Here is a 12399-nt window from a genome sequence, read left to right as displayed (position 1 = left end):
CTCCCATTCCGTGCAGGAAATCTTGATTATGTGGCAAGCAGAAAATTTCGTAGATACGCTCACGAGTAATGGTGCAGACTACCAATATGTAATGACACTTAGTCGATCGCACAAAGACAAGTTAWATCCTATCTTATCTGGATACATGACTAAAACCATGTTACCATCTCTATATGAAGGAATGAAAAAAGCTGGTTATGAGATGATCCCATATGTAAATTCTGTTGAAGAGACACCAGATGCGGGAATCACAGGTTTTTTAGAATCGGCAAGGTATTCTACCGGATACACAACACTGCACAATACAATCGGCTTTATGCCTGAAACCCATATGCTGAAAGATTATGATAAAAGGGTTGATGCAACATATCGCCTTTTGCAGATCTATATCGACATAGTAGTTCGCGATGCAAAAGTAATTGGAGAGAATAAGCGAAAAGCTGATGAAGAGATTGCAAAACAAACAACCTTTCCTATAGAATGGAAGCTTAATGAAAATCTGGCAGAAGATCTGGAGTTTATGGGGTATACGGCAAAGAAAAAACCAAGCGAGGTAAGCGGGCTAGATCGCCTGTATTACGACAGAAATGAGCCTTATACCACAACCATCAAGTACTGGAATACTTATCAGCCAGCTGTTACCATTACAAAACCGGTAGCATACATTATCCCAAAGGCCTGGGATAAAATAATTGACCTGTTAAAGCTTAACAACGTAAAAGTACAGCAGCTGCAGAAAGATACTCAAATCGATATTGAATCGTATTACATCACGGACTACAAAACAGTAAACAGTCCGTTTGAAGGGCACTACCTGCATTCTAACGTAAAGGTGAATCCTGTAAAACAGACTTTGCAGTTTTACGATGGCGACTATGTGGTTTATACAAACCAGTCCGTTAACAGATATATCATTGAAACACTCGAACCACAAGCAATGGATTCCTTCTTCAACTGGAATTTCTTTGATGCAATACTAGGAATGAAAGAGCATTTTAGCGCTTACGTTTTTGAGGATACTGCTGCAGAACTTTTAAAGAAAAATCCTGAGCTAAAGAAAAAACTTGAGGCTCAAAAGGCTAAAGACAGCAGTTTAAGTAAAAATGCTGCGGCACAGCTTGACTTTGTCTATAAAAATTCTGATTATTACGAAAAAACCCACTCCCGATACCCCATTGCCCGTCTGGTAAACGACACTAAATTAATCCTTAAATAAAAATGGAATACCTTCAGCATACACCAGTAGCCTCAATAATTTTTGTTTTTACTATTATAACAAGTATATACGCATTTAATGACCCCGGGTTATTCGGTAAGTTTATGTTACACCCATATAGTGTGTCGCGCAAGCATAAGGTTTACACCCTTGTAACAAGCGGATTGATTCATGCCGATTGGATGCACTTGATTTTTAATATGATGACCTTCTTTTTCTTCGCTTTTCAACTCGAGGCAATGATCGGTTCATGGCAATTTGGTGTAGTCTATTTTATGGGTCTAATTTTAAGTGACATACCCTCTGTTATAAAGCATAAAAACGACATGTGGTACAATAGTTTGGGCGCATCAGGAGCAATAAGCGCTGTACTGTTTAGCTACATTCTATTTCAGCCGTTTTCTTCTATGATCATATTTCCCCTGCCTATTCCAATATGGGCTATCATATTTGGCCCCTTGTACCTTTTATACTGCGTTTATGCGTCCAGACAATCCAGAGACAACATAAACCATGATGCGCATTTTTTTGGTGCACTTGCAGGTTTAATTGTTACTGTGCTAATTGTTCCGGGAGCAATCCCTCACTTCTTAGGTCAGATACTTGCCAAAATAGGTTAAGTAGTGGCCGGTAAGCTAGGCGGATTAAAATAGCTGATGGGATTTGTCGGGTCTTTAATGATTTCGAAAAGTGTATGATCCCATGGCTTCCAGAAATCCTGTAATACCTGTGCGTAGGTTTTATGTTGCCAATGATCAAAAAGAGCTTTATTCAACGTTCCTCTTAGAGGCATCGCATCAATATAAATAGACCCCTCAACCGGCAATATTGCATATTCCGGTAATCGGTTAAACAAATAAGCCGAATAAAAAAACCTGGCACAAAGCTCTTCAAATTGCTGCGGCGATAATGCTGCGTTTCCAATCTGATCCAGCAATTCCTGATGGTATTTTTTATTCGTTCCATTATCCTGCAGGCAGGCAATAATACCAAAGTCCTTCAATTTCAAGGAAAAAGTCATCGTATTGATTTCATCCCTAAAACTAAAGGTGGTATCATGCTGTTCTAATGGAACTACAACAATAGACCAGGGTGTAAAATCTTCAAACACCACATCAGTATAAATTCCCTGAATCATGGTATGCAGATTTCCAAATTTATGCATCAGTCCCTGCGACATATTTACGCCATCCGCACTTAATTGTTGCTGGCGAACGGCCGCATGCATTTCTACATAAATAAGGCTATACATGAACTTACCGATCCACCTGAACAGTTCAACCTCTTCAAGCTTAGAGACGGCTTCGTATCCCTTTAAAAAAGCATTATGGATCTTTTCTTCCAGGGGCTCAATAAAATGAGTTAATACTTCCGTATTGCACGGAACTTTTAAACTATTGTATGAACGAACACTCTCATCAAGTAGCTTAATCTGCTCATCTCCGCTAAAGTTGGCCACTTTTAAAAGCCACTCAGGCAAAATACCAATCTCAGTTATAGGCGTAGAAAATGTATCTCCACTAAGAAAACAGTTTTTATACTTAAAATCGAAGTTTTTGAACGGTTGATATATTGTGCTATTCATACAAGGCGCAATATTAGGCATATTATTTTTACATTAGCAGCAGCTCCTATTTTTTTAACTTTGATATTACTTAAAGCTTTTTTAGCTCATGCAGGTAAACGCCAAACCATATCAACTGGAATTAAAACATCCATTTTCTATTGCTAAATTCTCAAGAACAAGCACTCCGGTTATGCTGATAAAGCTTACGTACGAAGGAATTGATGGATATGGCGAAGCATCAATGGTTCCTTATATGGGCGAAAGTTTAGAAAGTGCAATTGCCTTTTTAAACAAGGTCGATTGGAAAAGGTTCACCTATCCTTTTGATTTCAGGGAAATAATGGAATATCTTGATGACATTGAAAGTGGTCACCCTGCGATAAAAGCAGCTATAGATATTGCCTTGAATGACATAAATGGTAAGATTTTAAACAAACCATGTTATGAGGTCTACGGTTCGGATCCGCTAAAAATGCCGCTAACCTCTTATACCATTGGCATAGATACACCAAACGTTTTAAGAGAAAAAGTTGCAGATGCCAAAGATTTTAAAGTGCTAAAAATAAAACTAGGCAGAGACAACGACAAAGAACTTATCAATACCATAAGAAGCGTAAGTGACTTGCCTCTATATATCGATGCTAATCAGGGCTGGAACGACAAAGCCGAAGCGATAGATATGATTTATTGGCTGCACGACAAGGGGGCTTTGCTGATAGAACAGCCAATGGATAAAACCAACATGGATGGGAATGCCTGGCTAACGGGTAGAAGTCCTATCCCAATTCTAGCCGACGAAGCCGTACAGCGCTTACCCGACCTGGATGCACTAAAAGGTGCTTATCATGGCATAAACATAAAACTGATGAAAAGTGCCGGCATGTATGAGGCTCATCAAATGATTCTGAAGGCGCGTTCTTTTGGAATGAAAATTCTGATTGGCTGCATGAGCGAAACATCCTGCGCCACGCAGGCAGGAATTGCCCTTGCTCCTTTATGCGACTGGGCGGATCTGGATGGCCCCTGGCTAACCAAAAACAACCCTTTTAAAGCTCCGGAAATGGAGGTTGGAAAATATTTATTAAAATACCTCCCAGGTCTCGGCCTGGAAGGTATTCCTGAAGATCTTTTTATTACTTCTTAAGGTTACTTCTCATCTCTTTTATGAGCTGAAGCTTTTGGTATAGAAAAAACCCAGCAGTAACTACAAAAAGAGCTACGAATAGATATTTCTCATTTTTAAAAGCCCAAAATATCCCATAACCCGACAGGATAACTCCCAGGTTATAAAAAACGTTTAAAGCGATTTTCTTACCCATATCCTAGTAAACAGGCATATCAGGATCAAACGCCTCTTGCCATGCCAGAATGCCTCCCTTAAGGTTATACAAATTGGTTAGACCAAGTTGTTGCTCTAACTGCATTACAGCCGCAGCACTTCTTTTGCCACTTCTGCATTRCATAATTACTGGTTTATCAGTAGCAACTTTATCTGCTTCAATTAAAATACCTCCCAAAGGGATATTCAATCCGTTAAGGTTTGATGTTTCATACTCAAATGGCTCCCTAACATCGATCAATTGAAAATCTTCGTTATTATCAATCTTTGCTTTAAGCTCCTCAACCGTTATTTCCTTAATCATATTATTTCGATTTTTTCAAACTTAGATAAAGTTACGCAAGTATCCATAATTGTGGCAGGAAACATTACAAAAAAGTGAATAACTGTAACAACTAAGTATGTCGGGCGTTTAATAGTAAGTCTTTGCTAACTTTGGCTTTAACATCATGAATTCAATATTTCGTTTCTTTTGGTTTTGTTCAGGAGTACATATTGCTACCCTGGAAAAGCATCCTACGGAGCACAATAAATATGTGGGCATCGGAGCCACCATTTTCTTTACCGGATTGTTTGCCGCACTTTCTGGTGGTTATGCCATGTATTTTGTTTTTAAAGGAGATTCAACAGCACTCCCTTTTGCCTTTCTTTTTGGCTTAATCTGGGGGCTCGCTATTTTTAATATGGATCGCTATATAGTCTCCAGCATTAATAAAAGTGCTTCCACTGGCAAACAGCTATTACAGGCCACCCCACGTATTTTATTAGCCATCATGATCGGGATTGTCATATCCCGTCCACTGGAATTAAAAATATTCGACAAAGAGATCAAGGAACGTTTAAAGGTCACTTATCTAAACAATCAGCGTTCTAAAATCGATACGTTAAACATTGCCTTTGGCAATAAGTATAAAATTGAACTCGCTAAACTCAAAGAAACCAAGGCTCAGCGCGACTCTATGGAGAGTGCGATAAAGACAGACAGACAAAAGCTAAACTTCGAAATTTTTGGAAACAAAACAACCGAAACTTCCGGAATTATGGGCTATGGCCCATACGCCAAAAGAAAAGAAGCAGAATTGAAGCAGCGCGAACAAGACTTGGACACCCTATCGGCAGGAGTTAGAAAACTCGAAGATTTTGTAGATAACCGAAAGCAGTTTGATGGCCTGATGAGTGAGAAACTATATACCAGCAAACAACTGGATAGCTTAACCAGTATTGCAGGCTTTGCCGACAGGAACTCTGCCTTAGGTCAGTTAAGTATCAGCCCCAACGGTAAAAAAGATGTAAATACTTCACTCGCGATAACGTTTATTGGCTTGTTATTTATTTTCTTTGAATGCTTACCTGTTTTTGTTAAATTGATGAGCAGCAGAGGACCATATGACAGATCTGTAGAAAATATAGAAACTGTCCAGATGTACGAATCTGATAAAGACAAAGACTATGAGATAACTGTTATCGATGGCGTTCATGACACACGTGTTTCAACAGAGATAAACAGAAGAAAAAACGCATTGAATTCTAACTAACATATATGAGAAAAGCTCTTTACTTCTTTTTTGTGCTTCTAATTGCACAACAGGCAAATGCACAGGACATCAATAAAATAATTACAAAAGATTATGTCGACAGACTGATCAAAACCCTTAGCAGTGATGACATGCAAGGCAGGGGTACATTTACACCAGGCATAGACAAAGCTGCAACTTTTATAGAATCTGAGTTCAAAAGTATTGGGCTAAAACCGCTTGAAGGAGAAAATGGTTATCGCCAATCCTTCTTCAAATATCAATTGAAACCTGAGGCCACCTCTGTTACAATTGATGGCGCAAACATTGATCCGGCAAACATCCTGGTATTTGGGAATACCTCAGAAAACCTAACTTTTGACAACACCAACAGCGATGGATGGATAAAACTTGATCCCTCTAAGCCTTTTATGGATCAGTTCAGACCAATTAGCAGAAGCGGCAAGAAACAGTTGATATTGGTTGATGCAAAATTTGCAGATGCCTTTAACAGAATCAAAGGATACTTTGACAAAGGAAGCATATTGGACGAAAAAGATTTAAATGCCAAGTCAACTGCTCTTGTTTTTGTCCTTGATAAGGACACTGTAGCAAGCGATTTTAAAGTAGACTTGAAAAACTCTTTTGCAAAAATGCCTTTATTCAATGTTGCAGGGATGATTCCCGGAAAATCAAAAGCCAAAGAATTGGTCATCTTTTCAGGACATTATGATCACCTTGGTATAATTAAAGCTGATGGACAAGACAGCATTGCAAACGGTGCAGATGATGATGCATCAGGCACAACAGCAATGATTGCTTTAGCCAAGTATTACAAGAAGTTAAACAATAATGAGCGCACCCTAATATTTGTAGCCTTTACAGCAGAAGAAATTGGAGGTTTTGGTGCCAGGCATTTCTCGGAAAAATTAAATCCGGACGATGTTGTAGCCATGTTTAATATAGAAATGATTGGTAAAGACAGTAAATTTGGTAAAAACACAGCCTTTATAACAGGCTATGATAAATCAGATTTTGGCCAGATCTTACAGAAAAACTTGAAAGGAACAGAATTTACTTTTCACCCTGATCCTTACCCACAACAAAATCTATTCTATAGAAGCGACAATGCTACATTAGCTGCTCTTGGCGTTCCGGCACATACGATAAGCACAGATCAAATAGATACCGATAAGTTTTATCACACCGTAAAAGACGAATACAGTACCCTTGATTCAGACAATATATTGTCGACCATTAAAGGTATTGCCAAAAGCGCAATAAGCATTATAAAAGGTATTGATACGCCAACAAGAATTCCTAAACTGGAAAATAACTAGGTCTATATGATGGGTTTCTCCATGACGTAATCGTCCATAACGAAACCGTTTCCGATATCCAGGACAACGGTTTCTTTTATTATAAAACCTGCTCTTTCATAAAAGTCTTTGGCCTTATTGTTCTTATTAACATTTAACTGAAGTGATTTACCGCCCGCCCTTTTTACCAGGTTAAAAACTTCGTTTATCAATAGCTTACCTACACCCCTTCCGTGCGTTTGGGGCAAAACATATAACTTATGTAGTTTATAAGCATGGCTTTCAGGCTCTATAACCGAAAACCCTGCAAAACCCAGGTCTTCATTATCTTCCTCAGCTATCAAAAATGTATGCCCCTTCTCCAATTGCGAAAGCAATTCTCCCCGGTTATACATTTTCTCTAACATATAATCAATCTGTTCGGTTGAAAGATATTCGGCATACGTAATTCGCCATGTCCTATCTGCCAGATCCTGAATAGTGGCAATATCCTCTTCTTTTGCTTTCCTTAAAATTATCATAAAAGCTTCTTTATCTAATTACAATACCTCACTAATAAACAGATATGGTACGTTGAATATGAACTCCACAAATCCATCATTTATTACCTCAAAAGTATTATTTTCTGTTTGCTTTAAATTACTTGTTTCAAAATAAGAGACAACTTCAATATTAAAAATGCTGTCTTTGGGTTTCCATACTTTAAATCCCGATTTAATAGCGTATGATTTTTCAGTTTCAGTAAATACCACAATGTTTATCGCATCAATATAACTTCCCAGTTCCCTTAAGTCGCTTTTTGAATCAATAACATTTACTGCAGGGTATTTTTCAGCAATCAAATAATCTAAAACAGCATCTAATTCCTCAGATTTAGCATGAATTACTTTTGTATTTTCCTGAAAATCCTGGTCATTTGAATTGACCACAATATCCACCTTTAATCCAAGACTGATGGCCTTTTCATAAACCGCAGCGCTAACGATTAAAGTTGGGCTCCATTCCAGCAGCTGACCTAAATATTCTTCATTAAAGTCCCCTAAATAGTGGATATATAGTGCCGGCTCTTGTTTTTCCCGAATGATATGATGTGATGACATACAGCAAATATATCCTAATATTCTTTTTTATTTTAGTATCAGATCAAAGACATGCTTTTCATCCAGAAAATGCATCGCCCAAACCATTCATCAAAAGAAGGAGCAGTTAAAAACCCATGCTCTCCTTTTGCGTAAATATGCAATTCTCCAGATACCTTGTTTTCTTTAAGCGCTCTGTAAAACTCAACACTATTGGCTACAGGTACAACCTGATCAGCATCCGAATGAATTAAAATCGTTGGCGGCGTTTCTTCTGTTACCTGCAACTCATTGGAGTAAAGTTTTATCTTTTCTTCTGTTGGAGAGGGGCCAAGAAGATTATCTCTGGATCCAATATGACCAATCTTGTCGGTAAAAGAGATCACCGGATTTATAAGCAGCATAAAATTTGGCCTAACGCTAATTCCTTCTCGATTTTCAATAACTGGTTTATTAAAATGTGTTCCCGCAGTTGCGGCAAGATGGCCTCCGGCAGAAAACCCCAGAATACCTATCTTTTTGGGGTCAATGTTCCATTCTTTAGCCCTCTGTCTCACTATCTTAATTGCCTGTTGGGCATCCTGCAGAGGCCCGATAGACTTGTCCAACATTATCTTATCGTTCGGCAGCCTATACTTTAATACAAAAGCCGTTACCCCCATTTTCGCAAATGCTCTGGCTGCATCGCTGCCTTCTCTTTTTGTAAGTAGCACATGATATCCTCCGCCAGGACAAATGATAACAGAAGTTCCATTTGCCAAACCCTTTGGGGGCAAATAAACAGAAAGAGTAGGAACAGACACGTTAGAAGTAAGACTATCTACGTCTGGATTACCGATCCTCTGCTCTTGATTTGATATAGGCTTGGCATTTGGTATTTTACCTGAATATAATGGGATCACCTGTTGCGCATTACAATACGGAACCAAAAACATCAGCGATAAAAATACAATATACTTTGCCATGAGGTATTTATTCGAAATTGATCCAATCTATACTTATCAAATCTCTATTTGGTGGGGTATTCTTTAAAAACACAAAATAAAGATCATGTTTACCCCCCGGGTTTTTTATAGACGTGCTTAATTCAGTGTACTTTTCCCACTTACCTGTTGAGGTAAAATTAGCCGTACTAATTATTTCTCCTTTTGGAGAATCGATATGCACCTCTATAGTTCCACTATGATTTGCCGAAGCATAATAATAGGTAAGTTTATTAATGTTCCTAAGGTCAATATTTTTAAACACGATATAAGACTTGTTATGGATGCTACCAACATACCTGTCATTTTTATCTACGTTATTAAAAACATCTGCATCTTCTGCCTGTACTTTTGCCGGACGCAACACAATCGTCTCTTTTTTTGTTAAAGGAGTTATCGCCCCGCCCTTGTCAGTATACGACGCAGAGAAAATGTACCTACCCTGATCCTTATTAGCTAAATGCTGTTTTAAAGCAACGGCTCCTTGTTGTGGCAACGCAGCATTAGTTTTTTTGGCATTTAAGCTTAAAATATATTTAACAATCTCAGTTGCATCATCATTAGAAATCTGAGGGTGTGCACTCATTGCATGTTCTCCCCAAACACCGCCACCTCCAACAATGATCTTCTTAGCCAAACGACTTACTGCATCTTTGTTACCGGTATAACGTTGTGCAACCTGCATAAACGAAGGACCCACTGATTTACCATTTATCTGATGGCAAGCTTTACAGTCGCTTTTAGCAACTAAAGATTTACCAAAATTATATGTAGGTGTAATCTCCTGATGACCTACCAGCGCCTGATTGCTTTCTACCTTTGCAATAAAATCAAGGTTCACCTTTACCTTTTTTGCATCTATCACCTTATCTTCATTATCCTTTACATCAACTTTATAATTAAAATTAGTTGCCTTAGGGAAAAAGAAAGAACTATTACTTGTTGTATTTATGGCTACCTGAGGCATCGTATTACCTACCTTAATCACAACCGTATCCAACCCGCTTTTACCCGCTGCATCAGTTACTTTTAAAATAGCGTTGTATATGCCGTTTTTTTGAAATGTATAGTTAACATTTTGTTCTGTTGATGCGATCTTGTTTCCTTCAAAGCTCCACTCGTACGACAGTTTATCATCATCGTCATTATCATAGCTCTTCGAGGTAAAAGCAACTTTGTATGGAGCAATTCCAATAGTATCTTTGGTTTCAATTTTAGCAAACGGAGCACGGTTTCCACCATTGTAATCAATACGAACCAAACGCGCATCAACATTATCTATCCCGTATACAGATCCATATTCCAACATATAAAATGATCCTTCTGGCCCAACCTCTATATCAATAGGGCGTCTAAAATCGCCATTAGTTTCCATAAAAGGCTCCATGCGTACATAGTTTTGATTCTCATCCAGACGCACTGCAAACACCCAGTTTCTCATCCAATCGTACATAAAAAGTGCTTTATCATAATACTCAGGGAACTTAGTATCGGATTTAAGCGCTGCATTATAATGATATACAGGTCCGCCCATAGCACATCTTCCGCCTTGTCCCAAAGCAGGGAATTCTTCTGATCTGTTATAAGGATACCACACCATCGCTTTTTGAGCCGGTGGCAATATTTGAGCGCCGGTACTATATGGGGAATTGTTATTTCCAGCTTTTTTTGCCTGATTAAATTCATCGTATCCACGTGGCCCCTGTAAACCATCAGTACCAGAATCCGGTCCAACTTCTCCCCAATACACGATAGAAGTTTCAGGATCTACAGACATTCTATAAGGGTTACGACAACCCATTACATAAATTTCCGGACGTGTTTTTGGTGTTCCTTTAGCAAATAAATTCCCTTCAGGAATGGTATAACTTCCATCTGCCTCAGGATGAATCCGCAGGATCTTGCCGCGCAAGTCGTTTGTATTTCCTGCCGATCTTTCTGCATCAAATGTTAAACGATTATCTCTTCTATCAATAGGAGCAAAACCATCAGATTCAAAAGGCACAGTATTATCCCCGGTTGAAATATATAGATTCTTGTACTTATCCCAGGCTAAAGAACCACCTGTATGAGCACTTACTTCAAGATCAATTGGGACCTCTATAATCACCTGCTCAGATTTAAGATCAAGCTCATTTTCCTTACTAATTTTAAAGCGAGAAATATGCTGTTTGTATTTATCACCTGCAGAGGCAGTATAAAAGAAATACAAATAGTTATTTGTTGCAAAGTCCGGATCAATAGTCATCCCCAACAAACCATTTAGGTATTTATCAACAGCCTTCACAGGAAAGTTGTAAACCAATGTAGTTTTACCATCGGCAGGATTGTATACGTAAAAATTACCGGCGCGCTCAATAAAAAACACCCTACCATCCGGAGCTACAGATAATTCCATAGGCTCATTTAAATCATTAGATAAAACGGTTTTAGTAAAACGATTATCCTCTGGCTTTTTAACTGCGTATGCTTTTGAATAATCCAATGCAACGTTGGTACCAATGGCATACTTAATACCCCCAAGGAGGTGAGTTAAAAATAATGGTTCGCTAAAGCTTTCGTCGGTATGTCCGCCGCCTGTATAAAAAGCGCGGCCGCCATCGAATTCATGGTACCAGGCAATAGGATGGTTCTCTCCGTTTTCTCCGCCTTCGTAGCTATCTTCATCTAATTTAGCCAGCACCTTTATATCGTCTTGTATGCTTTTATAGTTATACCATTCGTCTGTGCGGTCCCATCTTTTTGGCAGGCTCTTAGTCGATATATGGGTCGTGTCAATCACATCAATAGTTGCCTTACGCACATTAGGATTACCCGGATGGCTTTTAAAATAAGCTCCAACAAGCTTATTATACCAAGGCCAATCGTATTCTGTATCTGCCGCAGCATGAACTCCGGCGTAACCACCACCAGATTGAATATACCTTTCAAAAGCTACCTGCTCATCGGCATTTAATACATTCATAGTGGTGCTTAAAAAGATTACAGCACTGTAGTTTTTTAAACTATCCTGAACAAAATAAGCTGAATTCTTAGTTGTATCTACAATAAAATTATTCTCTTTACCAAGCTTTTGTAGAGCAGCAATACCAGCCGGAATAGAAGCATGATAAAAGCCCTTGGTTTTTGAAAACACCAGGATACGGGCAGGTTTTGCTGGTTTAGCAACACTAGACGCCGGAGTAGCAGGCGTTTTAGGCACTACCGTTTTGCAGGCATAAAATACAACAGAAGTGCAAACTGTTGAGAATACAGCAAGGTAAATTTTAAAGTATTTAGTTTTAAGCATAAAAATATTGGGTTAATGTGGCTCCCGGCCAAAAAAAAAGTAAAGTAAGATCACAAAACAATTTGCCCTTGAATATTGACAGGCCTTTAGGGC

12 protein-coding genes are annotated in these 12399 nt (G+C 38.6%); 5 read left to right on the top strand and 7 right to left on the bottom strand.

The features are described 5' to 3' along the window. Both AC1DDX_RS14775 and AC1DDX_RS14770 read left to right on the top strand, forming a co-directional pair. Positions 1 to 1216 (top strand): M14 family metallopeptidase (locus tag AC1DDX_RS14775; RefSeq protein ID WP_477622206.1); only part of this gene is annotated, 1216 nt, incomplete at its 5' end. Positions 1217 to 1218: 2 nt separating this feature from the next. Beyond that, complete coding sequence (locus tag AC1DDX_RS14770; RefSeq protein ID WP_172659246.1) at positions 1219 to 1836, top strand: rhomboid family intramembrane serine protease; 618 nt, start codon at positions 1219 to 1221, stop codon at positions 1834 to 1836. On the opposite strand, the gene AC1DDX_RS14765 is transcribed toward AC1DDX_RS14770, so the two are convergent. After that, a complete protein-coding gene (locus AC1DDX_RS14765; protein ID WP_337717120.1) occupies positions 1833 to 2801 on the bottom strand; it encodes a hypothetical protein in 969 nt (322 codons plus the stop codon). The genes AC1DDX_RS14770 and AC1DDX_RS14765 overlap by 4 nt on opposite strands. An 88-nt stretch (positions 2802 to 2889) precedes the next feature. Here AC1DDX_RS14765 and AC1DDX_RS14760 point away from each other — a divergent pair, with 88 nt between their 5' ends. After that, entirely contained in the window at positions 2890 to 3927 is a 1038-nt protein-coding gene (locus AC1DDX_RS14760) for a dipeptide epimerase (protein ID WP_337717118.1), read from the top strand. On the opposite strand, the gene AC1DDX_RS14755 is transcribed toward AC1DDX_RS14760, so the two are convergent. Then, complete coding sequence (locus tag AC1DDX_RS14755; protein ID WP_048907957.1) at positions 3917 to 4102, bottom strand: DUF6358 family protein; 186 nt, start codon at positions 4100 to 4102, stop codon at positions 3917 to 3919. The two genes, AC1DDX_RS14760 and AC1DDX_RS14755, sit on opposite strands and share 11 nt — an antisense overlap. A 3-nt stretch (positions 4103 to 4105) precedes the next feature. Continuing rightward, positions 4106 to 4423: a rhodanese-like domain-containing protein gene (locus AC1DDX_RS14750; RefSeq protein WP_477622207.1), complete on the bottom strand. Its 318-nt coding sequence runs from the start codon at positions 4421 to 4423 to the stop codon at positions 4106 to 4108. Positions 4424 to 4571: 148 nt separating this feature from the next. Here AC1DDX_RS14750 and AC1DDX_RS14745 point away from each other — a divergent pair, with 148 nt between their 5' ends. Together AC1DDX_RS14745 and AC1DDX_RS14740 are read left to right on the top strand one after the other, a co-directional pair. Next, positions 4572 to 5657, top strand: a complete 1086-nt coding sequence (locus AC1DDX_RS14745) for a DUF4407 domain-containing protein (protein WP_172659249.1) — start codon at positions 4572 to 4574, stop codon at positions 5655 to 5657. A gap of 5 nt (positions 5658 to 5662) precedes the next feature. Beyond that, complete coding sequence (locus AC1DDX_RS14740) at positions 5663 to 6976, top strand: M20/M25/M40 family metallo-hydrolase (protein WP_172659250.1); 1314 nt, start codon at positions 5663 to 5665, stop codon at positions 6974 to 6976. Positions 6977 to 6978: 2 nt separating this feature from the next. Here AC1DDX_RS14740 and AC1DDX_RS14735 read toward each other — a convergent pair whose 3' ends face one another. Genes AC1DDX_RS14735 through AC1DDX_RS14720 form a run of 4 tightly spaced genes read right to left on the bottom strand, consistent with a single transcriptional unit; the run spans position 6979 to position 12306 of the window. Then, on the bottom strand, positions 6979 to 7476 hold the full coding sequence (locus tag AC1DDX_RS14735; RefSeq protein ID WP_172659251.1) for a GNAT family N-acetyltransferase: 498 nt from the start codon (positions 7474 to 7476) through the stop codon (positions 6979 to 6981). An 18-nt stretch (positions 7477 to 7494) separates the two neighbouring features. Next, positions 7495 to 8055, bottom strand: a complete 561-nt coding sequence (locus AC1DDX_RS14730; protein WP_288881456.1) for a thiamine pyrophosphokinase — start codon at positions 8053 to 8055, stop codon at positions 7495 to 7497. 38 nt (positions 8056 to 8093) lie between these two features. Beyond that, complete coding sequence (locus AC1DDX_RS14725) at positions 8094 to 8999, bottom strand: alpha/beta hydrolase (protein ID WP_172659253.1); 906 nt, start codon at positions 8997 to 8999, stop codon at positions 8094 to 8096. A 7-nt stretch (positions 9000 to 9006) separates the two neighbouring features. Further along, a complete protein-coding gene (locus AC1DDX_RS14720; RefSeq protein WP_477622205.1) occupies positions 9007 to 12306 on the bottom strand; it encodes a ThuA domain-containing protein in 3300 nt (1099 codons plus the stop codon). Positions 12307 to 12399 lie beyond the last annotated feature (93 nt).

The sequence above is a fragment of the Pedobacter sp. 10L46_2 genome, assembly GCF_056395165.1.
Note: the sequence above shows the minus strand (reverse complement) of the source record. Positions and strands in the feature narration are given on the sequence as shown.